Source organism: Duganella sp. HH101 (assembly GCF_001758795.1).
Lineage (GTDB): Bacteria > Pseudomonadota > Gammaproteobacteria > Burkholderiales > Burkholderiaceae_D > Rugamonas > Rugamonas rivuli.
This window is the reverse complement of record NZ_LRON01000007.1, coordinates 1-23987: the sequence shown is the minus strand read 5'-3', so window position 1 is coordinate 23987 and position 23987 is coordinate 1. Positions and strand designations below refer to the sequence as shown.

22 protein-coding genes are annotated in these 23987 nt (G+C 66.4%); 13 read left to right on the top strand and 9 right to left on the bottom strand.

Annotated features, from left to right (window positions below; translation table 11 throughout):
* Nucleotide 1: 1 nt before the first annotated feature.
* Nucleotides 2–415 carry a nuclear transport factor 2 family protein gene (locus DUGA2_RS13140; RefSeq protein WP_070269831.1) on the bottom strand — a complete coding sequence of 138 codons (414 nt, stop codon included), beginning with the start codon at nt 413–415 and terminating at the stop codon, nt 2–4.
* Between the two features lie 131 nt (nt 416–546).
* A complete protein-coding gene (locus DUGA2_RS34475) occupies nt 547–783 on the bottom strand; it encodes a monooxygenase family protein (RefSeq protein WP_070269704.1) in 237 nt (78 codons plus the stop codon).
* Nucleotides 784–1025: 242 nt separating this feature from the next.
* Between DUGA2_RS34475 and DUGA2_RS13130 the strand changes: the two genes are divergently transcribed.
* The 3 genes from DUGA2_RS13130 to DUGA2_RS13120 are packed head-to-tail and all read left to right on the top strand — an operon-like array spanning nt 1026 to nt 3952.
* Nucleotides 1026–3035, top strand: coding sequence for a ribonucleoside triphosphate reductase (locus tag DUGA2_RS13130; protein ID WP_083296312.1), 2010 nt, complete (start codon nt 1026–1028; stop codon nt 3033–3035).
* Nucleotides 3036–3063: 28 nt separating this feature from the next.
* Nucleotides 3064–3243, top strand: a complete 180-nt coding sequence (gene nrdD, locus DUGA2_RS34795) for an anaerobic ribonucleoside-triphosphate reductase (protein ID WP_008449159.1) — start codon at nt 3064–3066, stop codon at nt 3241–3243.
* Nucleotide 3244: 1 nt separating this feature from the next.
* Nucleotides 3245–3952 (top strand): anaerobic ribonucleoside-triphosphate reductase activating protein, encoded by a 708-nt coding sequence (locus tag DUGA2_RS13120; protein ID WP_070269703.1) that lies wholly within the window; start codon nt 3245–3247, stop codon nt 3950–3952.
* On the opposite strand, the gene DUGA2_RS13115 is transcribed toward DUGA2_RS13120, so the two are convergent.
* Genes DUGA2_RS13115 through DUGA2_RS13105 form a run of 3 tightly spaced genes read right to left on the bottom strand, consistent with a single transcriptional unit; the run spans nt 3949 to nt 6397 of the window.
* The gene (locus DUGA2_RS13115; protein ID WP_070269702.1) at nt 3949–4446 is read right to left on the bottom strand and encodes an SCP2 domain-containing protein; all 498 of its coding nucleotides are present in this window, start codon (nt 4444–4446) and stop codon (nt 3949–3951) included. The genes DUGA2_RS13120 and DUGA2_RS13115 overlap by 4 nt on opposite strands.
* Nucleotides 4443–5345, bottom strand: a complete 903-nt coding sequence (locus tag DUGA2_RS13110; protein ID WP_083296311.1) for a U32 family peptidase — start codon at nt 5343–5345, stop codon at nt 4443–4445. The genes DUGA2_RS13115 and DUGA2_RS13110 overlap by 4 nt, the downstream gene beginning before the upstream one ends.
* A gap of 14 nt (nt 5346–5359) precedes the next feature.
* Nucleotides 5360–6397: a peptidase U32 family protein gene (locus tag DUGA2_RS13105; RefSeq protein ID WP_008449166.1), complete on the bottom strand. Its 1038-nt coding sequence runs from the start codon at nt 6395–6397 to the stop codon at nt 5360–5362.
* 150 nt (nt 6398–6547) lie between these two features.
* Here DUGA2_RS13105 and DUGA2_RS13100 point away from each other — a divergent pair, with 150 nt between their 5' ends.
* The 5 genes from DUGA2_RS13100 (at nt 6548) to DUGA2_RS13080 (ending at nt 9844) form a co-directional block, all read left to right on the top strand.
* The gene (locus tag DUGA2_RS13100) at nt 6548–7015 is read left to right on the top strand and encodes a hemerythrin domain-containing protein (protein WP_070269701.1); all 468 of its coding nucleotides are present in this window, start codon (nt 6548–6550) and stop codon (nt 7013–7015) included.
* Entirely contained in the window at nt 7012–7272 is a 261-nt protein-coding gene (locus DUGA2_RS13095; RefSeq protein ID WP_070269700.1) for a DUF2249 domain-containing protein, read from the top strand. Before DUGA2_RS13100 ends, DUGA2_RS13095 begins: the two co-directional genes overlap by 4 nt.
* A complete protein-coding gene (locus tag DUGA2_RS34030) occupies nt 7269–8603 on the top strand; it encodes a permease (protein ID WP_070269699.1) in 1335 nt (444 codons plus the stop codon). The genes DUGA2_RS13095 and DUGA2_RS34030 overlap by 4 nt, the downstream gene beginning before the upstream one ends.
* Nucleotides 8600–9538 carry a PaaX family transcriptional regulator C-terminal domain-containing protein gene (locus DUGA2_RS13085; protein ID WP_070269698.1) on the top strand — a complete coding sequence of 313 codons (939 nt, stop codon included), beginning with the start codon at nt 8600–8602 and terminating at the stop codon, nt 9536–9538. The genes DUGA2_RS34030 and DUGA2_RS13085 overlap by 4 nt, the downstream gene beginning before the upstream one ends.
* An 87-nt stretch (nt 9539–9625) precedes the next feature.
* On the top strand, nt 9626–9844 hold the full coding sequence (locus DUGA2_RS13080) for a hypothetical protein (RefSeq protein ID WP_070269697.1): 219 nt from the start codon (nt 9626–9628) through the stop codon (nt 9842–9844).
* 4 nt (nt 9845–9848) lie between these two features.
* Here DUGA2_RS13080 and DUGA2_RS13075 read toward each other — a convergent pair whose 3' ends face one another.
* The gene (locus DUGA2_RS13075; RefSeq protein WP_070269696.1) at nt 9849–11168 is read right to left on the bottom strand and encodes a sugar MFS transporter; all 1320 of its coding nucleotides are present in this window, start codon (nt 11166–11168) and stop codon (nt 9849–9851) included.
* A 284-nt stretch (nt 11169–11452) separates the two neighbouring features.
* On the opposite strand from DUGA2_RS13075, the gene DUGA2_RS13070 reads away from it, so the two are divergent.
* From DUGA2_RS13070 to DUGA2_RS13050, 5 genes are all read left to right on the top strand, one after another.
* Nucleotides 11453–12670 carry an AGE family epimerase/isomerase gene (locus tag DUGA2_RS13070; RefSeq protein ID WP_070269695.1) on the top strand — a complete coding sequence of 406 codons (1218 nt, stop codon included), beginning with the start codon at nt 11453–11455 and terminating at the stop codon, nt 12668–12670.
* Nucleotides 12663–13574, top strand: coding sequence for a carbohydrate kinase (locus tag DUGA2_RS13065; protein ID WP_070269694.1), 912 nt, complete (start codon nt 12663–12665; stop codon nt 13572–13574). Before DUGA2_RS13070 ends, DUGA2_RS13065 begins: the two co-directional genes overlap by 8 nt.
* Nucleotides 13575–13635: 61 nt before the next feature.
* The gene (locus DUGA2_RS13060; RefSeq protein ID WP_070269693.1) at nt 13636–15672 is read left to right on the top strand and encodes a glycoside hydrolase family 97 protein; all 2037 of its coding nucleotides are present in this window, start codon (nt 13636–13638) and stop codon (nt 15670–15672) included.
* A gap of 134 nt (nt 15673–15806) precedes the next feature.
* Entirely contained in the window at nt 15807–18245 is a 2439-nt protein-coding gene (locus tag DUGA2_RS13055; RefSeq protein WP_070269692.1) for a GH92 family glycosyl hydrolase, read from the top strand.
* 310 nt (nt 18246–18555) lie between these two features.
* The gene (locus DUGA2_RS13050) at nt 18556–19251 is read left to right on the top strand and encodes a hypothetical protein (RefSeq protein ID WP_083296310.1); all 696 of its coding nucleotides are present in this window, start codon (nt 18556–18558) and stop codon (nt 19249–19251) included.
* A gap of 2 nt (nt 19252–19253) precedes the next feature.
* Here the strand turns inward: DUGA2_RS13050 and DUGA2_RS13045 are convergent, their stop codons facing one another.
* The 3 genes from DUGA2_RS13045 to DUGA2_RS33485 all read right to left on the bottom strand — a co-directional run.
* A complete protein-coding gene (locus DUGA2_RS13045) occupies nt 19254–21839 on the bottom strand; it encodes a glycoside hydrolase family 2 protein (RefSeq protein ID WP_070269690.1) in 2586 nt (861 codons plus the stop codon).
* Nucleotides 21840–22047: 208 nt separating this feature from the next.
* Complete coding sequence (locus DUGA2_RS13040; protein WP_070269689.1) at nt 22048–23805, bottom strand: bifunctional diguanylate cyclase/phosphodiesterase; 1758 nt, start codon at nt 23803–23805, stop codon at nt 22048–22050.
* Nucleotides 23802–23987 (bottom strand): diguanylate cyclase domain-containing protein (locus DUGA2_RS33485; protein WP_141753259.1); only part of this gene is annotated, 186 nt, incomplete at its 5' end. The genes DUGA2_RS33485 and DUGA2_RS13040, both read right to left, overlap by 4 nt.

The window sequence follows — 23987 nt, the reverse complement described above, 5'->3', positions numbered from 1 at the left end:
TTTACTCTGCCAGACGCTCGGGGATAGGCTTGAGCCGGTAATGCTCATGGAAGAACAGATCGGCCTTGTGCTGGTCTGAGCAGAAGTTGGTCACTTCCTTGATTTTTCCGTGCTCGAACCGGAAGACCAGGCACCAGGTCAAGTCCAGGCCGCTGCCAGCAGTACTCCATCCCCGGTGGTGGTCGATAACATAGTCGCCTTGCTCCGCGATAGCGTAGGGCTGAGCCTGAAACTCGGCTTTTCCGAGTTGATCGAAGAAAGCCAGCACCTCCCTGATGCCGCGCTTCTCGCCGGCGAGAGGGTGATGGCCGGGAATGCGCCAGACGATATCTTCCGCCATGACATCGCTGACCGCAGCGACATTCTTGCTTGCATATGCTTCGAAAAGTGCACCAATCTTTTGAAGGTTCGACATGAAATACTTCCTCTCGTGAGCGATGTAATCCCTGCATAGAACGGACACCAGGCTGGGTGCCCCTGATCCGGCCAGGCCGGAACCATTATCAAAATGGCGACGTTAACTTTAAAGCATTTGCAAAATTCCCGCTATCCCAACAATGAGGTCACAACAATGGGGTCAAGTCTGACATTTGGACACGGCCCCAGCCGTAGCATGCCGATACTGTCGAGCTCGTGTCCAAATGTCAGACTTGACCCTCCCCACGTGGCCAGCACGACCGGCAGCCACTTGTGGATTTTCCACGGCTTGTTGATGCGCATGCCAATCAGGAAGACCACGAAGTCCCCCTCCACTTCAGCGGTCAGGCGTTCGGAATGAATCATCTACACTCCCATTCGATTAGTGTCCGGCACCCGGATGCCAGCTATTGTAGCTTGTTTGACAACTTACCAGATCAAGTTTCTGCCGCTTCCCGACCGCCGAAAAGCGACCGCCCATGAGCCTTTTTGCCGGTCCAGCGGAATCTAGATCAAGAAATCACAACATTGCGTCTTCCTCAATTGACGGCACCATATCTAGTGCATAACCTTCTCAAACCAACTAGATATGGGATCAAGGAGAAAGCATGCAAGGATTGTTTCATACGCAGATCACCAAACGCGACGGCAGCGAGCAAGCCTTTTCGCTGGCGAAGATCGAGGCGGCGCTGTTGAAGGCAGGCCGCGCCAGCGGCGAGTTCGACCTGCCCGAAGCCCGCCACCTGGCCGAGTGCGCGCTGCTCCACCTGTCGTCGCTGCACCCGCAGGACCACATGACCGTCGAGCTGATACAGGACACCGTCGAACGCGTGCTCTACGACGCCGATTACCGCCACACCCTGCGCCGCTATGTGGTCTACCGCGAACAGCACGCCACGCTGCGCCAGGACCGCCACGCGCTGGTCGACGTCGCCGCCTCGATCAACGAATACCTCGACCGCCAGGACTGGCGCGTCAACGCCAACGCCAACCAGGGTTACTCGCTGGGCGGGCTGATCCTCAACGTGTCGGGCAAGGTCATCGCCAACTACTGGCTCAACCACGTCTATCCGCCCGAAGTCGGCCGCGCCCACCGCGAGGCCGACCTGCACATCCACGATCTCGACATGCTGGCCGGCTACTGCGCCGGCTGGTCGCTGCGCACCCTGCTCAACGAAGGCTTGAACGGCGTCCCGGGCAAGGTGGAATCGAGCCCGCCGCGCCACATGTCCAGCGCCATCGGCCAGATCGTCAACTTCCTCGGCACCCTGCAGAACGAATGGGCCGGCGCCCAGGCCTTCAGCTCCTTCGACACCTACATGGCGCCCTTCGTGCGCAAGGACAATCTCAGCTACGACGAGGTCAAGCAGTACATGCAGGAGCTGATCTACAACCTCAACGTGCCGTCGCGCTGGGGCACGCAGACGCCGTTCACCAACCTCACCTTCGACTGGGTCTGCCCGGACGACCTGCGCGAGCAAATCCCCCTCATCGCCGGCGAGGAAATGCCGTTCGCCTACGGCGCGCTGCAAGCCGAGATGGACATGATCAACCGCGCCTACATCGAGATCATGATGACCGGCGACGCCAAAGGCCGCGCCTTCACCTTCCCCATCCCGACCTACAACATCACCAAGGACTTCGACTGGGACAGCCCCAACGCCGAACGCCTGTTCGAGATGACGGCGCGCTACGGCCTGCCCTACTTCCAGAACTTCATCAACTCCGAGCTCAAGCCGAACATGATACGGTCGATGTGCTGCCGCCTCCAGCTGGACCTGCGCGAGCTGCTCAAGCGCGGCAACGGCCTGTTCGGTTCGGCCGAGCAGACCGGTTCGCTGGGCGTCGTCACCATCAACTGCGCGCGCCTCGGGTATCTGCATCGCGGCGACGAGGACGGCCTGCTTGCCGCGCTGGACCGCCTGCTGGAACTGGGCCGCGACAGCCTGGAAATCAAACGCAAGGTGATCCAGCGCCATATGGATAATGGCTTGTTCCCCTACACCAAGCGCTACCTGGGCACGCTGCGCAACCACTTCTCCACGCTGGGCGTGAACGGCATCAACGAGATGGTGCGCAATTTCGATACACGCGGCGAGCGCGACATCACCAGCGACTGGGGCCGCGCACTGGCGCTGCGCCTGCTCGACCACGTGCGCGCCCGCATGGTCGAGTTCCAGGCCGAAACCGGCCATATGTACAACCTGGAAGCCACCCCGGCCGAAGGCACGACCTACCGCTTCGCCAAGGAAGACCGCAAGCGCTATCCGGCCATCCGCCAGGCCGGCACGGCGGACATGCCCTACTACACCAACTCCTCGCAGCTGCCGGTGGGCTACACCGACGATCCGTTCGAGGCGCTGGAGCAGCAGGACGCCTTGCAGCGCAAGTACACCGGCGGCACGGTGCTGCATCTGTACATGACCGAGGCGCTGTCCAGCGCGGACGCCTGCCGCTCGCTGGTGCGGCGCGCGCTGAGCCGTTTCAGCCTGCCTTACATCACGGTCACGCCGACCTTCTCGATCTGCCCCAAGCACGGCTACCTGAACGGCAGCCATGCCTACTGCCCGAAATGCGATGCCGAACTGCTGGCCCGCAAACAGGCCGTCCATGCCTGAATTTTTTAAACCCAACCAAGGAACTCTCATGAACAATCTGCCACAAACCACCATCGCCGAACTCGACAACGCAGAGCGCCAACCGTGCGAAATCTGGACCCGCGTGATGGGCTATCACCGTCCGCTTGCCTCTTTCAACATCGGCAAGCAGGGCGAGTTCCATGAACGCAAATTCTTCAGCGAAGCCGCTGTCAACGCGGGCCGCTGACATGGGCCAGGCCAGCCTCAAGGTGGGCGGCTACACGCCGTTCAGCGCCACCGAATATCCCGGCCTGCTGTCGGCCGTGGTGTTCGTGCAGGGTTGTCCGTGGCGTTGCGGCTATTGCCACAACCCGCACCTGCAACCGCGCACGAACGCCAGCCCGCTGCCGTGGGCGGACATTCTGTCGGCGCTGGAACGGCGCGTGGGCTTGCTTGATGCGGTGGTGTTCTGCGGCGGCGAGGCCACGATGGACCCGGCGCTGGCAAGCGCCATCGGCCAGGTGCGGGCGCTGGGCTTCAAGATCGGACTGGAAACGGCGGGCATTTATCCTGAGCGCCTGGCCGGCCTGCTGCCGTTGCTCGATTGGGTGGGGCTGGACGTGAAGGCGCCGTTCGCCCACTACGCCGCCGTCATCGGCGTGGCCGGCAGCGGCGATCCGGTGCGCGACAGCATCGCCGCCGTGCTGGCCAGCGGTGTCGACTACGAGTGCCGCACCACCGTGCATCCGGCCCAGCTGCCGCCGGCGCGACTGACGGCGCTGGCGCACACGCTATCCGAACTGGGCGTCGACAACTATGTGTTGCAGGAATTCCGCGCCACCGGCTGCCAGGACCAGGCGCTGCTGACCAGCGCCGTCGCCGGCTATCCCGGCGACGAGCTGTTGGCGCGCATCGCGCCGCTGTTCTCCCGCTTCAGCGTGCGCCGCAACCATTAGGCGCGGGCGCGACGGCCCGGCAGACTGTCGAGCAAGCGGGTCAAGGCCTGCTTGCCCAGTTCCGTCAACGGCAGCGCGGTCGCATCCAGCGTGTTCTTGACCAGCAATCCCAACTCCGTATCCCCCTGCATCGACAAGCGACGCGAGAAGAACAGCGTATCCGGGTCTTGCTCGCGCCGGGCCAGGGCGATGAAGTCGCGCGTGCAGGCGCCGATTTCCAGGTCAGGCTCGCCCGCCGAGCGCAACGGCGCAAAGCCCTGGCCGCGCCACGTAAAGTCGAAGGACACGCCGGCATCGGTGACGCACACGCGCATATGCTTGCCCTGCAGGCTGGCGCGCACATCGTCCGGCAACTGCGGACGCAGCACCAGGTTCAGCGCGGCCACGCACAGGAACGCGCCGGGATAGGCCGGCAGCAGACGGCCGAACGCCGCCAGCGCGGCAGGCAGCGGCCGCGCCGCGCCGCCCGATTGATGAGTGGTGACGGGATTCATGCTGCGTGCTCCAGGTGATAGTCGAGTCCGGGCTGGCCGTACCAATAGCCGTTGCAGGCGGCGGCCGGCAGCAGCGCTTCCATGGCTTGCGCCGTCGGCGTGGCCTGCGAGGCGCCGCCACGCGCAGCGTCGAAGGCCGCGATAATCTGCGGCATATGCTGGGACTGCGGGCTCAGCCTCACAACATCGACGCCCATCGCGCTCATCTCGTCCATTTCGCCGATCAGGTTGTACACCAGCGCGGACTGGCTCTGGATGCCGTTCAACACCAGGAATTCCTGCTTCTCCTTGGTCCGCATCATTAGCCCGTCGGGATGTTCGATGCAGCTGAAGCGGCAATCGTCCTTAGGCAGGTTGCGATTGCGGGCGGTGAAGCAGCGCGCCGAAAACGCCAGCGGCATGCGGCCGAAGGCAAACACTTCCGTCTCCATGCCGGCCGGGCGTTGCGCCTGCATATGCCGCAGTCCGCTGCGCCCCATCTCCAGCGGCATGACCCAGCGCTGCGCGCCCAGCCCGTGCAGCAGCGACAGCGTCGGCGGGTTGTAGATGTTCAGGTGCGGGCCGGCGACAAAGCCGCCCTGCCCCGACAACAGCTGCACCGCGCCCATGTCGTTGGCCTCAACCCGGTAGCGGCCGTTGCCCGCCAGCCGGCGCTGGGCGCCGAAGTCGGCGCTCGATTCAATCAGCGCGAGCGAGGACAGCAACACCTGCTTGCCGCGCGCCTCCAGCATGGCCGCCAGTTCCAGCCAGTCGGCGGCGCGCAGTTCGTGGCGGCGCGAGCACACCGTTTCGCCCAGGTAGACGATATCGACCGGCGTTGCGGCGATCTCTTCATAAAACGCCATCACTTCGGCACGCGGCCAATAGTAGAGCAGCGGACCCAATGCAAGTTTCATCATGGTGACTCCAGGTTTCATTTCCACGAGCGGTGATAGGCGCCCAGCGTGTGCTGCTGCCCCTCCGCCAGGGTGTTCAGTTCGGACATCCAGCCCGGCTTGACCGAGTAGCGCGCGGCATTGCCCATGCACTGGTCGAGCGCCTCGCGCCACACCCGCGTCACCTGCGACACATAGGCCGGACTGCGCTGCCGCCCTTCGATCTTGACCGCACGCACGCCCATCTCCAGCAGCTGCGGCAGCAATTCCAGCGTATTCAAGCTGGTCGGTTCCTCGACCGCGTAATAGGTTTCATCCTCGACTTCGAAGCGGCCCTTGCACAGCGTCGGATAGCTGGCGTTTTCCTGCGGCGTGTAGCGGTCGATCATCACGCCGTTCAGGCGCGACTCCAGGCCGTTGGCGTTCTGCTGCCAGCGCACCGCCTTGGCCGGCGAGCAAACGCCGTGGGTGTTGGGCGATTCGCCGGTCACGTAGGACGACAGCGCGCAGCGGCCCTCGACCATCACGCACAGGCTGCCGAAGCCGAACACTTCGATCTCGACATCGGTGTTCTTCACGACATGCTCGACCTGGGCCAGCGACAGCACGCGGGGCAGCACGGCGCGGGCGATGCCGAAGTGGCGCTGGTAAAAATTGATCGCCTCGGCGTTGGTGGCCGAGCCTTGCACCGACAGATGCAGTCGCAGCGACGGGTGGTGGTCGCAGGCGTATTGCATCAGGCCGGGATCGGCCAGGATCACGGCGTCGACGCCGGCTGCAGCGGCGCGGTCGATGGCGCTGCGCCACAGCGCGCTGGTGTCGGGCTGTGGGTAGGTGTTCAGGGCCAGCAGCACTTTGCGGCCGCGCTCGTGGGCGTAGGCGATGCCGGCCGCGATGGCGGCGTCGTCGAAGTTGAGGCCGGCGAAATTGCGCGCATTGGTGGCGTCGCGGAAGCCCAGGTAGACGCAATCGGCGCCCAGATCGACGGCGGCCTTCAACGCCGGCAGGCTGCCGGCGGGACACACCAGCTCAATGGGCCGCGTGGGAGTGGAAACGGAAGAGTCGGTTCGATTCATGTGGGGGATCAGGCACGGGTAAAAAAATCATGGCCAAACGGCGAACGAACTGTATCCCGCCGTCAAGCCGGAAATCCTTGATGTGAATCAAAGAAATTCCGCTTCAGCGGGTGGGACAATGCCTACCAGCACATAACGAAGGACAACAGCATGCATACGATCGCCCACTATCTCGATCAGGATCATCGCCGCTGCGACGATCAATACACCTTGGCCGAGGCCGATATCGCCCGCCGCGACTGGACCGCCGCCGCGCCCCGCTTCACGCTGTTCCTGCGGATGTTCGAGCGCCACCTGGACAAGGAAGAGCGCATCCTGTTCCCCTGCCTGGACCGCGCCATGGGCAACGCCTACGGCCCCACCGCCGTCATGCGCGCCGAACACGGCCACCTGCGCACCGAGCTGGACCACATGCGCGCTGCCATCCTGCGGCGCGACAGCGACGCCTTCTTCGACCATGCCGACACGCTGCGCGTGCTGATGCGCCAGCACAACCTGAAGGAGGAAGGCATCCTGTATCCGCACGCCGACCGCGTGCTGGCGGGCCAGGCCGAGGCCATCGTCGCCAGCATGGAAGGCCTGGCGCTGGCCGAAGCCGAAGCCGGGAGTCCCGCATGAACGCGCCGGCCGAACACCTGGGCAGCACCCGCCTGCTGGACGTGGGCGGCATGGAGCCGCCCGAGCCGATGGTGCGCATCCTCGAAGCGATCGACACGCTGGGCCCGGACGAGCGCCTGCGCGTGCTGATCGACCGCGATCCGATCCCGCTCTACCGCGTGCTACAACGCTACGGCTACCAGCACCGCACCACGCCGCAGGCCGACCAGCGCTATGAAGTGCTGATCTGGCTGGTGCCGGACGCCGCCTCCGCATGAAAGCCGCCGACGCTCCGCAGCGCGCGCTGTCGTTCGAACACAATCCGCCGCTGTCGCTGCCGATGCGCTACTTCCTCAGCGCGCCGCTGTTCGCGGCGCTGGCGGCGGCGCTGCTGGCGTGGCAGGGGCCGGCGGCGCTGCTGAGCCGCTGGTCGCCGCAGACGCTGGCGCTGACGCACCTGATGGTGCTGGGCTGCCTCAGCATGACGATGGTGGGCGCGCTGTTGCAGATGCTGCCGGTGGTCGGCGGCATCGCCGTGCCGCGCGCGCGCACCGTGGGCGCGCTGGTGCATGCGGGCCTGTGCGTGGGCACGCTGCTGCTGGCGGCCGCCTTCTGGCTGGAGCAGCCGGTGCTGTTCCGCTGCGCGATGGCGGCGCTGCTGGGCGCGCTGCTGCTGTTCCTGGGCGCGTGCACGGTCGGCATGTGGCGTCCGCATGCGCCCGGCGCGGGCGCGGTGATGGCCGGCATCCGGCTGGCGCTGGCGGCGCTGGTGGTGACGATGGTGTTGGGCGGCATGCTGGCCGGCGCCTTCGCCTGGCCCGGCGCGGCCAGCTGGCCGCTGGAACGTTTGACCGACCTGCACGCCATGTGGGGTTTGCAGGGCTGGGTCGGCCTGCTGGTGATCGCGATCGCCTTCCAGGTGGTGCCGATGTTCATGGTGACGCCACCCTACCCGGCGCTGCTCACCGGCGGCTACACCACGGCGCTGTTCCTGCTGCTGACGGCGGTGTCGCTGTCGAGCGGACTGGCCGGACCGGGCCGGCTGTTCCATCTGGCCAGCCAGGTACTGCTGGCGGCGGGCTACGGCCTGTTCGGCGGCTGCACGCTGTACCTGCTGGCGCGCCGCAAGCGTCCCAAGGCCGATCCCACCACGCTGTACTGGCGCACCGCCATGGCCTGCCTGCTGGCCGCGCTGGCCGTGTGGCTGTGGCCGGACAGCCAGGCTTCCAATGTGCGGCCCCTGCTGGTGGGCGTGCTGCTGGTGGCCGGCTTCGCGCAGTCCGCCGTGCAGGGCATGCTGTACAAGATCGTGCCCTTCCTCGCCTGGTATCACCTGCGCGAGGCGGCGCCGGACCCGCGCTGCAAGCTGCCCGGCATTAGCAAGATCATTCCCGAGCATCGCGCGCAGCGCCAGTTCTGGACCCATGTCCTGGCCCTGCTGTCGCTGGCGGCCGCCTGCTGGCAGCCGGACGTGCTGGCGCGGCCGGCGGCGGCGCTGATGTGCGCGTCTTGCCTGTGGCTGTGGTTCAACCTGGCCGGCGCGGCACGCCTGTACTGGCGGCTGCGCGCTGCGCCCGCTCCATCCTTTTCTGTAAGCGCAACAACATGAGCACCACCAGTTATCTCGACGCCTGTCTGCAACAAGCCAGGCCACGCCTGAACACCATGCTGATCCTGATGTTCAGCGAAGCCCAGTTGTTCGGGCAGAACAGCCAGTGGCTGGGCAGCGCCATCGCGCTGATGGAGCCGCTGGGTTTCCAGGAGCGGGCGATACGCACGGCCCTGTTCCGGTTGGCAGCACATCAGGCGGTGCGGGTCGAGCGGCACGGCAGGCGCAGCTTGTGCCGGCTGGCTCCGGCCACCGCACAGGCCGTCGCGGCTGCGCGCCAGCGGCTGGACATACCGCCGGCCCGCAGTTTCGGCGAGGATTGGACCATATTGGTCAACAGCGGCGGCATCAGCGCGGCGCGCTACGGCGCGGTGCGCAAGCGTCTGCTGACACTGGATTACTGCCAGCTCGCGCCCAACCTGCTGGCGCGGCCGACGGCCTACCGGGTCAGGGCCGGTGTCGAGCGCGACATGCCGGCGTCGGAAGAACATGGTTTGGCATTGTTCGATGTCGGCGGCGCGCAATTGGCGGCGGCGATGCGCCAGCCGCTGTTCGGCCGCAGCGATTGCGATCTGGACGCGGCCGATGCGTTGTACCGCCAGTTCCAGCAACGCTTCCAGCCCTTGCGCAAGCTGCTGGCCCAGCATGGGGCCATCAGCGATGAGCAGGCTTTCTTGATACGGCTGCTGGTCAGCCACGGCTACCAGCACTGCCGCCGCAGCGATCCGCTGTTGCCGCAAGAGTTGCTGCCTTCGACATGGCAAGCGATGGCGGCCTACCAGGCCTACACCGCGCTGTACTGCGGCTGCGCGAGCCAGGCGCGGCGCCATATCCAGGCGGTGACGGCGGCCGTGGCGGCGGCGGGCCAGCCGGCAGCCGCCGCGCCGCGGCTGCGGCGCGCGCTACTCACATCGGACAGTCTGGTGGCGGCATAAGGCGGGGCCAGGCCTAGTCCTTATTGCCGATTGCGCCGCCGGCCGGCGTCCGGCCACAATACCCACATCCATTCCAGGAGAAAAAGCATGGAGTCTATGGCAGAGGACTTTTACAACGGTCCTACCTTGAGCATCACGATCAGCCGCGAAGGCAGCCGTGTCCACCGCCTGATCGACGACACCTGTTATCCGCTGCGCGCCAGCAAGCTGACGGTGCGCCGCGACCCGATGGTCGAAGCGCTGTTCGGCGCGGCAGGCACGCCCGCCCCACCGGCCGGCGCCGCGATCCCGGCCGGCAAGCGCTGACCGCTCAGGCCTTCGGCGCGTTGCGGTACATGGCGGCGTACTTGACGCCAAAATACACGATGTAGCAGTAGCAAACGGCCGGCACCAGGAACGAGGTGTACAGCCCGGCCACATCGGCCACATAACCCTGCACGAACGGCACGATGGCGCCACCGACGATAGCCATGCACAGCACGCCCGAACCCTGTCCGGTGAACCGGCCCAGGCCGTTGAGCGCCATGCTGAAGATGGTCGGGAACATGACGGAATTAAACACGCCCACCGCGATGACGGCCCACATCGCCACATGGCCCTTGCTCAGGATGGCCAGCAAAATCAGCGCGATGGAAACGGCGGCATTGAAAGCCAGCGTCTTGCCCGGGCTGATGTAGCGCATCACGGCGAAGCCGATAAAGCGTCCCACCATGGCGCCGCCCCAGTAGTAGCTGACATAGTGCGCGGCCGCGCTCGGCGCCAGGCCGGCCACATCGGCCTCGCCGAGGAAGTTGATCAGGAAGCTGCCGATGCTCACCTCGGCGCCGACATACACGAAGATACCAATCGCGCCCAGCACCAGATGGCGGTACGAGAACAGCGACGCCTTCAACGGCGCGTCCTGCGCCTCATCCTGCGCCGTGGTGTCGGCATAAGCAATCTTCGGCAGACGCACCAGCGCGAACAGCACCGCCAGCATCAGCAAGGCCGCGCACAGCGCCAGATACGGGCCACGCACCGAACCGGCCTGCTGGGCCTGATAAGCCACTTGCTCAACGCTAGGCAGTTGCGCGAACTGCACCTCGGTCAGCACCCCGCCCGACAGGATCAGCAAGCCGCCCAGCGTAGGCGCGATGGCCGTGCCGAGCGAATTGAACGCCTGCGTCAGGCTCAAGCGGCTCGACGCCGTGGCCGGATCGCCCAGCACCGTCACATAGGGATTGGCCGCCACCTGCAGCACCGTGATGCCGGCGGCCAGCACGAAGAAGGCGAACAGGAACATGCCGTAGCCGCCCGTCGACGCCGGGTAGAACAGCGCGCAGCCGCCTGCGGCGATCACTAAACCGGCCACAGCGCCGTTCTGGTAGCCCAGCCGCTTGATCAGCATGCCGGCCGGCAGCGAGACGATGAAATACGCGCCGAAGAAGCAGAACTGCACCAGCATCGCCTGCACATAGTTCAGCGAGTACACCGCCTTAAGGTGCGGAATCAGCACGTCGTTTAGCGACGTCAGCAGCCCCCACAGGAAAAACAGCAGTGTCACGATCATCAAGGGCGCGGTGTTGCTGCCGCCCTCCTGAGTATCACCATCGCCGCGCTGGGCGACGCCCAGTCCTGAAATATGTTCCATGTTTCGATCTCCGTGGTCTTGTTGTTCTGTCGCCTGTCCAGCCGGCGCCACGAATTTTCCATGGCCGCCGCAGCCAGGTCAAACACTGCCTCGACAGGGGCGCCAGTTTCGCGAGATTCACTAAACAAGCGAGGCGTCGCGCGCGGGGCGAACAGCAGCGTGTTTAGTGAAACGCGATAAACTGAGCCGTCCGGGAAAGATTCCCCCTCTGCGGCGTTTTTCGCTGTGATTAAATCGCGCCACGGTCCACCAAGACCATCCCCGCAAACTAACCACAAGCGATAATGGCCCCGAATTTCCTCTCCCGCGATGTACTGCTGGCGCATGTGCGCCACACGATGGCCTTCTACGATCCCCGCTGCGTCGACCCGAGCGGCGGCTTCTATCACTTCTACCAGGACGACGGCACGGTCTACGACCGCCACACCCGCCACCTGGTCAGCAGCACGCGCTTCATCTTCAACCACGCGATGGCCTATCGCCACTTCGGCCAGCCGGAATACCAGCAGCGCGTACGCCACGGCATCGACTTCCTGCGCGACGTGCACCGCAACCCGCAGACCGGCGGCTACGCCTGGGAACTGTGCTGGAACGGCACCGACAAGCTGATCACCGATGCCACCAACCACTGCTACGGCCTGGCCTTCGTGCTGCTGGCCTACGCCCACGCCAGCATGGCCGGCGTGAGCGAGGCCAACGATTACATCGCCGAAACCTTCGCGCTGATGGAGCAGCGCTTCTGGGACGAGGGCCACGGCCTGTACGCCGACGAAGCCAGCGGCGACTGGTCGGAACTGGCGCCGTATCGCGGCCAGAACGCCAATATGCACGCCTGCGAGGCGCTGATCGCCGCCTTCGAGGCCACCGGCCACCGCCCTTACCTGCTGCGCGCCGAGACGCTGGCGCACAACATCACGGTGCGCCAGGCGGCCCTGTCCGGCGGCCTGATCTGGGAACACTACCGCGCCGACTGGTCGGTCGACGCCGACTACAACAAGGACAACCGCAACAACATCTTCCGTCCGTGGGGCTACCAGCCGGGCCACCTGACCGAGTGGTGCAAGCTGCTGCTGATCCTGGAGCGCCACCAGGCCCACCTGGCGCGCTCGCCGGAATGGCTGCTGGAACGCGCCCGCGCCCTGTTCGACGCCGCCGTCGGCAGCGCCTGGGACGCCGAACACGGCGGCCTGTACTACGGCTTCGCGCCGGACGGTTCGATCTGCGACGGCGACAAGTATTTCTGGGTTCAGGCCGAATCGCTGGCCGCCGCCGCCCTGCTGGCGCACCACAGCGGCGACGCCGTCTACTGGGACTGGTACCAGCGCCTGTGGGACTACAGCTGGCAGCATTTCGTCGACCACAAGCACGGCGCCTGGTACCGCATCCTGGCGGCCGACAACAGCAAGATCTGCATCTACAAGAGCCCGGCCGGCAAGACCGACTACCACACCATGGGCGCTTGCTACGAAGTGCTGAACGTATTGGGCAACGAGCATGGTTGATGTCGCATTGCCGAGCTTTGTCGTGGCCGGCGAGGCGCTCACCGACATGATCGTCGACGCCGACGGCGGCAACGGCTGGACCAGCCAGGTCGGCGGCTCCGGCTGGAACGTGGCGCGCGTGATGGCCGGCCTGGACGTGCCGACCGCCTTCGCCGGCGCCATCAGCACCGACGTGTTCGGCGAGGCGCTGTGGCAGGCCAGCACGGCGGCGCGGCTGGACTTGCGCTTCCTCCAGCGCCTGCCCAAGGCGCCGCTGCTGGCGGTGGTGCACCGGCGCTCGCCGCCCAGCTACTTCTTCATCGGCAGCGACAGCGCCGACCTGCACTTCGATCCGGCGCAGCTGCCGGCCGGCTGGATCGGCCAGGCGCGCTGGGTGCACTTCGGCGGCATCAGCCTGGCCCGCGAGCCGCTGGCCGGCAAGCTGGTGGCGCTGGCGCAGACGCTCAAGGACGCCGGGGTGCGCATCAGCTACGATCCCAACTTCCGCAACCTGATGGACGCCGGCTACGACAGCACCTTGCGCCGCATGGCCGGGCTGGCCGACGTCATCAAGGTGTCCGACGAGGATTTGGCGGGCCTGTTCCGCACCTTCGACCTCGACGCTGCGCTGGCCACGCTGCGCAGCTGGAATCCGGACGCCATCTGCCTCTACACCCGTGGCGAGGCCGGCGCCGAGCTGCACATCGGCACCCAACGCTGGAGCGTGCCGGCCGTGCCGGTCACGGTGGCCGATACCGTCGGTGCCGGCGACGCCAGCATCGCCGGTTTGCTGTACAGTCTGATGCGCAAGCCGTTGGACACGCCCGAGGAACACCTGCGCTTCGCGGTGGCCGCCGGCGCGGCCGCCTGCCAGGGCCACGGCGCCACCCCGCCGTCGCTGGCCGCGATCCTGCAACTGCTGTAAGCACCAGGCCGCGCCGGTCCGGCGCGGCCCTTTTCACCACCGATCACCTGGAGCCGCCTCCATGCATACCCGTACCATTCTGCTGCTCGCCCTGATAGCGCCGCTTGCCGGCGCCGCCGACCTGAGCGTGCAATCCCCCGACGGCGCCGTCGTCGTCACCGTCAGCGACAACCGCGCCCATCCCAGCTACAAGGTCAGCTACCGCGGCAAGGAAGTCATCGCCAACTCGCGCCTGGGCCTGGTGTTCAAGGACCAGGCCGCGTTTGGCGACGGCTACCGCATCGTCGCCAGCGCGCCCGCCTCGGCCGACACGCAATGGACCCAGCCCTGGGGCGAACGCAAGCTGGTGCGCGACAAACACAACGAGCTGCGCGTGGACTTCGGCGGCAACAACGGCGGCGGCACCGGCCGCTTCACCGTACGCTTCCGCGTGTTCGACGATGGCATCGGCTTCCGCTACGAGGTGCCCAAGCAGCCCGGCATGGACCAGGTCGAGATCGTCGACGAATCCAGCGAATTCGTGCTGCCCGAAGTCGACGCCACGCGCGCCTGGTGGATCCCCGCCCGCGCCTGGCGCAGCCTGGAATACCTGTACCGCAACACCTCGCTGCGCGAAGCCGTGCACGTCGAAACGCCGTTCACCATGCGCCTGGCCTCGGGCGTACACCTGAGCATCCACGAAGCGGCGTTGACCGACTACGCGTCGATGACGCTGGCGCAGCAGCGCGACGGCGTCTTCAAGGCCGACCTGACGCCGTGGTATGACGGCATCAAGGTCAAGACCCGCACCGACTTCAAATCGCCATGGCGCACCGTGCAGATCGCGCCGGACGCGCCGTCGCTGCTGAACTCCGACCTGATCCTGAACCTGAACGAACCGAACAAGCTGGGCGACGTTTCCTGGGTCAAGCCGGGCAAGTACGTCGGCATCTGGTGGGCCATGCACCTGTGGCAGAAGACCTGGTCGTCCGGCGACAAGCACGGCGCCACCACCGCCGAAACCAAGCGCTATATGGACTTCGCCGCCAAGTACGGCTTCTCCGGCGTGCTGGTCGAAGGCTGGAACGTGGGCTGGGACGGCGAATGGCCGGACAACGGCGACCTGTTCAAGTTCACCCAGCCCTATCCCGACTTCGACATGAAAGCCATCGCCGCCTATGGCAAGAAGACTGGCGTGCAGCTGATCGGCCACCACGAAACCTCGGGCGCGGTCAGCCACTACGCCAGCCAGATGGACGCCGCCTACGACTACTACCGCGACAACGGCGTGACGCAGGTGAAGACCGGCTACGTGGCCGACAACGCCAAGATCAAACGCATCGACGAGCAGGGCCGCGTGCGCTACGAATGGCACGACGGCCAGTACATGGCCGGCGAATACCTGCGCTCGGTCGAGCAGGCGGCCAAGCGCCACATCAGCATCGACACCCACGAGCCGATCAAGGATACCGGCCTGCGCCGCACCTATCCGAACTGGATCACCCGCGAAGGCGCGCGCGGCCAGGAATACAACGCCTGGGGTTTCCCGCCGAACCCGCCCGAACACACCGCCATCCTGCCGTTCACGCGCATGCTGTCCGGGCCGTTCGACTACACGCCAGGCATCTTCAACCTGAAGCCCAACGGCGAAAAGTCCGAGAACCGCGTGCGTTCGACGCTGGCCAAGGAACTGTCGCTGTACGTGGTGCTGTACAGCCCCATCCACATGGCCGCCGACCTGCCGGAAAACTACGAAGCGCGGCGCGACGCCTTCCAGTTCATCGTCGACGTGCCGACCGACTGGGAGCAGAGCCGCGCCATCGCCGGCGAAGTGGGCCAGTACGTCGCCATGGCGCGACAGCAGCGCGGCGGCGCCGACTGGTTCCTCGGCGCGCTGACCAATGAAACGGCGCGCACGCTCAACCTCAAGCTGGACTTCCTGGCGCCGTCCAGGCGCTACCAGGCGCAGATCTACCGCGACGGCGCCAAGGCCGACTGGGACACCAACCCCTACGACATCGTCATCGAAACCCGCGAGGTCGGCCGCGAAGACATGCTGGCGCTGTGGCTGGCGCCGGGCGGCGGCGCGGCCGTGCGCTTCAAGGCGCTCGACAAGTAAGCGCCACGGCGGGCCGTGTTTACTAAAAGCCGTTAAACTGCCCGCCGTTTTTCCGCCCGCGTTGACCCCGATTTTTGCCGATGCTATACATGCAAGCATATGCAACTTGACACCCGCACACTGAGGAAACCGTAATGCACATCTTCCCACCGTCCAAATCCCTGCTGCCGCTGCTGACGGGCGCCCTGCTCGGCACCGCCTGCATCAGCCAGGCCGCCGCACCGGCCGCGCCGGTCAACACCTTCATCGGCACCCAGGACGACGGCAACACCTTCCCCGGCGCATCGGCGCCGTTCGGCATGCTGCAGGTCAGCCCCATCGGCGAGCACTACGCCGGCTGGCACTACACCGATCCCAAGATACGCGGCTTCGGCCACTTCTTCCTGTCCGGCGCCGGCTGCTGGGAGCAAGGCGGCCAGCTGTCCGTGCTGCCCGTCACCGGCAGCATCGGGCCCGGCGGCAACTTCGATATCAGCAAACCCGGCGGCTTCGACCACAAGAAATACGCCGCCGACTACACCCATGACGGCGAAGTCGGCGAAGCCGGCTACTTCAAGGTCAAGCTGACCAGCTACGGCGGCATCGTCGCCGAGACCACCGCGCTGACCCGCGCCGCCGCCGAGCGCTACACCTTCGCGCCGGGCACCGCGCAGGGCCATGTGCTGGTCAACCTGGGCCAGGCCAACGAACGCCACTCGGTGGTCGGCAGCAGCCTGCGCGTGGTCGACGAGCGCACCGTCGAAGGCAAGATCGTCACCCGCAGCTTCTGCGGCGGCGCCCAGTACGCCACCTGGTTCCGCATGGAGTTCGACCGTCCGTTCAGCGCGCACGGCGTGTGGAATGAAAACGGCGGCCTGCCCGGCTCCAAGCTGCTGAGCCAGCAAGGCGACAGCCGCCCGCACGGCGCCTGGTTCACCTTCGACGTCAAGGACGGCAAGGCGGTGACGGCGATCAGCGCCATCTCGCACGTGGACGCCGACGGCGCCCGCCGCAACCTGCGCGCCGACGCCTACGCCCAGGGCGCGCCGCGCAGCTTCGACCAGATGCGCGAGCAGGCGCAGCAGGCGTGGCAGCAGGAACTCAAGTCGGTCAACATCGAAGGCGCGGACCAGAACCAGCGCACCGTGTTCTACACCGCGCTGTACCACTCGCTGCTGCAACCGCTGACCGGCAACGACAGCGACGGCCGCTATCGCGGCTACGACGACCGCATTCATACGTCAGGCAAGTCCACCTACTATGAATTCTTCTCGCTGTGGGATACCTACCGCGCACAGAACCAGCTGATCGCGCTGCTGCGCCCCGAGCGCGCACGCGACATCGCCGATTCCGTGCTGAAGATCCGCGACCAGGGTGGCTGGCTGCCGCGCTGGGGCTACGCCAATTTCGAATCGAACGTGATGACGGGCGATCCGGTCACGCCTTTCCTGGTCGACCTGTGGCGCTACGGCGCGCTGAAGGGCCGCGAGCAGCAGGCATACGCGGCGCTGCGCGAGAACGCCTTCGGCGTGCCGCCGTTCGGCAGCCGCAACGAAGGCCGCGCCGGCAACCCGAGCTACCTGTCCAAAGGCTATGTGCAGTACGACCTGTCGTTCCGCGCCAAGGGCATGGATGTCGATCCGCACCACGGCGGCTCGGCCACCATGGAATACGCGCAGGCCGACGGCGCGCTGGCCTTCATGGCCGAGGCGCTGGGCAAGAAGGACGACGCGGCGCTGCTGCGCAAGCGCGCCGGCAACTGGCGCAATGTGTGGGATGCCACGGCGCAGGACAAGGCGCTGGGCTTCCAGGGTTTCCCACGCGCCAAGACCAGCGACGGCCAGTGGTACACCGAGATCGACGGCAGCTACACGCCGCGCGCCGAGCACGGTTTCCACGAAGGCACGGCCTGGCAGTACCAGTGGCTGGTGCAACAGGACGTGGGCGGCATGGTCAAGGCGATGGGCGGACGCGAGCAGACCGCGCGCCGCCTCGACGCCTTCTTCGCCTACGACGCGCTGCGCGCCGATCCCTTCCAGGCGGTGCGCAAGGAATGGGTGATGGGTGCGTACAACTACTACAACCAGTACCACTACAATCCGAACAACGAGCCCGACCTGCATGCGCCATGGATGTACACGCTGATCGGCCAGCCGTGGAAGACCGCGACCGTGCTGCGCGCCGCTGAAACCCTGTTCAGCAATGCGCCTAACGGCGTGACCGGCAACGACGACCTGGGCACCATGTCGGCATGGTATGTGTTCAGCGCGCTGGGCATCTACCCGTCCACGCCGGGCAGCGGCCGCTTCCTGCTGCATGAGCCCAAGTTCGCCAAGGCGCAGGTCGACCTGGGCAACGGCAAGCAGTTGAGCATCGAGAAGGATGCACTGCCTGCCGCAGCGTCGGCCCTGTCGCCGGAGGCACAGCCCTCCTTCGTCACGCAGCTGAGCTGGAACGCCCGTCCGCACGACAAGGTCTGGCTGGATTGGGAACAGTTGCAGCGCGGCGGCCAGTTGCGCATGCAACTGTCCACCGACCCGGCCGCCGCGCACTGGGGCAGCAGCTCCGCCAGCGTACCGCCGGACGCAAACTGATAGCACGCGGGCGACGCCGCGGCGCGTCGCCCCGAAGACATGATCGGAGGATACAGGGGGTGGTTCGTTTTTTTTGAGGTTTTACTAAAACGCGCTACCCGCTACTACCTCATGATAACCATCGATATTTCGTCAGAGTTCGCACTAATTGGGAACTAACCGCTACTAATCGGTTCTAACGCATATAGGCCTCAAAATTTTAGTATCGATTAGCGATCGGTACGGCAATTTTAGTAAGCCTTAGCGCGCTGTAGTACTGCTTAGCGGTGGTTAGCAGCGCTTAGTAAAAACCCGATTTTTGGGAACCCCCATGCCTACTCATAGCCTTCAATTCCCGATCCGCGTGCCCGACGACGTACTGTTGGAGCTGGGCGAATTCACCGGCAAATTCTGGTCGGATACTTTCGGCCTGGAGCCCTTCGTCTGCGAGGCCATCCGCAACTACATCAATCCGCCCCCGCCACCTCCACAGCAACCGGCGGCGCTATCCGAAACAGGCTACCAATGGAAGGAGGTGTTTCTTCCCGAAGGAACAAGGCTGCGCGCCAGCTTCGACCGCCAGCAATACTTCGCCACCGTGGAAGGAACGGAAATCAAGTACGGCAAACACGCGGTGTCGCCGTCGTGTTTTGCGAACCTGCAGGGCAGCGGCAACCGCAACGCATGGAAAGCCGTCTGGCTGCGCCTTCCGGGCAGCGACGCATGGCTGCTGGCCGATGTCTGCCGGGCGGCGCGGAAAGCGGCGATCACGCGTATGCTCGCGGGCGAGGCGCAGGAGGATAGCCAGCGCGCCCACAAGGCCATCGAACCGGCGCAAGACCACCCCACGCAGCCATCACAGCGCCGCACAGCCAGTCCGGCAGCGCGCCAAACAACGCCGCGACTATCCAGCGGCCGCCCACCCGGCGCGCCGGCAGCGACGCCCGGCAACGGCACACAGTCCAGCAGCGGCTCCGGACGAAGCGCCCGCCGCCGCAAGCGGCGCGCGGCAAAAACCACCTCCTGAAATCAGGCTGCCGCGCCCAAATGGCGCAGCTTCATACAACGACGCAGATCGGCGATGTTGGCGCCACCAACGCCACCGATGCGCAGCACGCGCCGCTCGCCGGGCAGCAAGGTCAGCGCGTTGTCCGACAGCTCGACATCCAGCCCCTCGAACTCCACCCACACCGCACGCGCCAGCGCCTTGCACGACAGTTGCAGGTACACATGCCCTGCCTGCTCGCTCAACTCGGCGTGCAAAGCCGGCTCCGGAAAATCCAGCTCCCTGGCCGCCACAAAGTAGACCACGCTGCGCGACACAAGCTGCCCGCCCACCGTCAGGTCAAATACCGCCACGTGACGGCGCGGGCTCAGCTCCCCCAGCAGATAGTCATCGCAGTAGCTCGCCACCCGCGTCGCCGAAACAGGCCGCATCACATGCTGCTCGGCCTCTTCGCGCAGGCAGCGGCCATGCAAGTCCATCACGCGGATGCGCAGCTCGCCGATCTGCGTTTGCTGGCTGTCCGACACCAGCGTCGCCCGCGTCACACCGCCATCGCGGCTGGCCGCAACGATGACCGGCGCAAAGAAGCGCCGCGTATGAAACTGCAGCGCCTTCCAGCGTCCGTAATAATCGACGCTGGCCCAGGAAGCCCCCGGCCACACATCGTTAAGCTGCCAATACAGCGAACCCATCGTACGCGGCATATTGGCGCGGTGATGCAGGCTGGCCAGCTCTATGCCCTCGGCCTGCATCACCTGGCTCAGGTAGACGAAGTCGGCAAAGCTGGCCGGCTCGCGGTAGTTGGCGCGGATATAGAGCAAGATCCGATCGTTGCCCGCGCCGGCCAGGAATTTCTGGTGCGCGCGCACCTGCAGCGAGTCGATCTGCTGATGCTCGCGCGCGATCACGCTGTCGATGGTGGCGGCCACCGGCCACGCCTGCAAGCCGAATTCCGACATGAAGCGCGGCGTCTCCCGCTGATATTCCTCGACCGGCTTGGAGCCCGCCCACACATCCCAGTAATGCTTGTCGCCGTTGTTGGAATCGTTGGCCGGCCCGTCCAGGTCGTTGCTTGGCGAGCTGGACAAGTACCCCGCGCCGCCGCCATGTTTGGCGACCACCTTGCGCAGCAGCGTGCCGAACAACTGCACATAGCCGTCCCAGACGGTGGCGGCGAACTCCGGCGCCTCGGCCTTCAATTTGGCGCCGATGCCCCAATCCTTCCACGCCGTCTCCTCCTCGTTGTTGCCGCACCAGAGCACGACGCAGGCATGCTCGCGCAACCTGCGCACCTGCTGCAACGCCTCGAACAGCACATTGCTGCGGAAGCGCGCATCGTAGGCCGGCACCACGCCGCCGCCGAACATGAAATCCTGCCAGACCATCAGGCCCAGCTCGTCGGCGATGTCGTAGAACTGCTCGCACTCGTAGTAGCCGCCGCCCCAGTTGCGCAGCATATTCATGTTGGCCGCCTGGGCCGACTTCAGTATCGCGCGCATCGCCGCCGGGCTGACCCGGTTGGGGAACATATCGAAGGGAATCACATTGGCGCCCTTCGCGAACACCGGAATCCCGTTGACGACGAAATGGAACTGCCGCCCCCACTGGTCGCGCGCGCGCCGCAACTCCACGCTGCGCAGGCCGACGCGGCGGCGCTGCTCCAGCACCGCGCCGTTCACATCGCTGACCTGCACCAGCAGCGTGTAGAGCGCGGCCTCGCCGTAGCCATTGGGGAACCAGCGGCGCGGACGATCGACCTGCAACGTGAACTGCTCGCGCTGCACGCCGGCCGGCAGCGCCAGCATCCGCGTAACGCTGCGCACTTGCCGCCCATCCGGATCGAGCAGCGTCAGTTGCAGCTTCAGCGGCGCGGCCCGGTCCAGCCGCAGCGAGCATTGCACGTTCAGGCGCGCGCGCTCCGCATTCACTTCCAGCTGCTGCACGTGCAGCCCGGCCAGGCGCGCGACGTCGCCCGTCTCCAGCCTGACCGGACGCCAGATGCCGGCCGTGACGAAGCGCGGCCCCCAGTCCCAGCCGTAGTGATAGCCCGGCTTTCGCACGAAGTTGGCCGTCATCGCATCGCGCGGCTCGTCGCCGTAGGGCGACGGGTAATTGCCCTGCAACTTGTGCGGCATCGCCTGCACGGCCGGCAGCATGCGGCCTATGGGCGACTGCAGCTGCACCAGCAGCACGTTGCCGCTGGCCTTCAACAGGCCGCGCACGTTCAGGCGCCAGCCGCGGAAGGCGTTGGCCGTCGAACGCAGCTTGACGCCGTTGAGCCAGATGTCGGCATAGGTGTCGACGCCGTCCAGCACCAGCTGCTGGCGACCGTGCGCCAGCGTCGCCGCGTCGACGTCGAAGCGCAGGCGGTATTCCCAGCCGGCGTTGCCTATCCATTGCAGCCCCGCTTCCTCGTGCTCCTGGTAGGGATCGGCGATCAGCCTCGCGGCCAGCAGGTCGGTGTGCACATGGCCGGGCACCGTGGCCGCATGCCATTCGGTCAGCGCGGCGCGGCCTGCGGCCTGGGGATCGGAAGGCGGCAGGCGGAACTGCCAGTCGCGCGCCGGCACGCCGTCGGCATGCGAGCACAGGGAAACGATAGAGGTCATGGTTGCGGCGTTTTCATTTTGGGCAGTGTATTTATACCATCGCGAAAAATGAAATTTGCAAAAACCGCCAAAACCCGGCCGCGTTTAGGCCGCTTTAATAAACACGGCCGCCCGCCTCCAGCGCGAACGCCGCGCTGCTGACGCGCCGGACCATCTCGCGCTGGCGCTGGCGCTGCTGCCGCGTCCGCCGGCCAGAGGCAGCGGCGCCTTATAGGCTATGCTCCGCCATCAGCCACGCCATCAGCGCCTCCGCCGCCAGCGGACGGCTGTACAGATAGCCCTGCCCTTTATCGCAACCCTGGCGGCGCACGACGGCCGCCTGCTGGACCGTCTCGATGCCCTCGGCGACCGTACTCATGCCCAGGCTGCGCGCCACCTTGACGGTCGCTTCGATCAGCACTTCGTGGTGGCGGCTGGTGTCGGCCGCGCTGACGAACGAGCGGTCGATCTTGACCGTATCCACCGGCAGCAAATGCAGGCTGGACAAGGACGAATAGCCGGTGCCGAAATCATCGAGCGCCAGCTTGATGCCCATGGCCTTAAATTCCAGCAATTGCTGCTGGATGTCCTGGCCCTGGGCCGCCAGGCTCTCGGTGATTTCCAGCTGCAGACGCTCGGCCGGCATGCCGGTGGCGCGCAGGATGGCGCCGACCCGGCCGCACAAGCCGGGCTGCGCCAGCTGCGCGCGCGACAGGTTGACCGCCAGCAGCCGCGGCGCCCGCGCGCCCAGCTGCCGCTGCCAGCCGACAAAGTCGGCGCAGGCGGCCGCCAGCACCTGCTCGCCGATCGCACTGATCAGACCGCACTCTTCCGCCACGCCGATGAACTCCACCGGCCCCACCAGCCCGCGCACCGGGTGGCGCCAGCGCACCAGCGCCTCGACCCCGGCCGCGCGGTCGACCTGGCCATCGGCCTGCAAGCCGACCACCGGCTGGTACACGTTGAACAATTCGCCGCGCTCGACGGCGTGGCGCAAGTCCGCTTCCAGGCCGCCGCGCAAGGCCGCCTGTTCGCGCATGGCCGGCGCGAACACCGCGTAGCGGTCGCCGCCGCCCGCCTTGGCGACCGCCATCGCGGTCGCCGCATCGCGCAGCAGATCGTCGGCTTCCGCCCCGTCTGCGTCCGCGCCGAGCAGCACGATGCCCATGCTGAAGCTGCACGCCAGCTCCTGCGCGCCCAGCTGGTAGGGCTTGCTGAGCCGGTCGAGCAGGCGGGCGGCGATCCGTTCGGCGATGTCCGGCCCCGGCAGCCCGTCCAGCAGCACGGCAAACTCGTCGCCGCCGACCCGCGCCGCCAGTTCGCTGGCGCCGTGCCGCCCCGGCGCGCGGTCGCTGGCGCGCAGCGTGCTGCGCAAGCGCTCCGCCACCAGCACCATCACCCGGTCGCCGGCCTCGTTGCCGTGGCTATCGTTGATTTGCTTGAAGCGGTCCAGATTGATGAACAGCAGCGCGCCGGCCGCGTCCTCCGCCCGCCGCGGCCGCTGCACCATGCGCTGCAGCATGCCGAGCGCGCCGGCGCGGTTGGGCAGCTGGGTCAAAACGTCGACCCGGGCCGCGCTGGCCAGCCGGCTGGCCAGTTGCCGCTGCTCGCGCGCCACCTCCTGGGTCACATCGGCCAGCACCGCCATCAGGCGCCCATCGTCGACCTTGAGCAGCCCGAGCGACAGCACCGCCGGCGCGCCCGCCTGCGGCCGCGCCGCCGTCACCAGCAGGCGCCGCCCTTCGCATATCACCCCGTGGCTGGCGGCAAAGCTGCCGCACAGGCGCGGCAAATCGTCGGCATACGGCGCCAGCACGGTAAACAGATTGAGCAAGTCGCCCTGCGGCGCCAGCGGCATCAGCAATTGCGCGGCCATCGGATTGAGCATCTCGATGGCGCCGTCGCTCTGCAGCTGGATCAGCGCCACCGGCGCCCGGTACAGAAACTGGATCAGCGCCTCATAGGCGGCTTCGGCGTCGCTGCTCATGGCGCCTCCGCTCCGCCCCAGGCGGCGACCTGGTCGCGGCCGCGCCGCTTGGCCGCGTACAGGGCCTGGTCGGCGCGCTTGATCAGCGCATCGATCCCGCCCACGCCATCGTCCATGGCGGCCACGCCGACGCTGACGGTGCAGGCGATCGCCGGCGCCGCCGCCGGCGATGGCGCCAACTC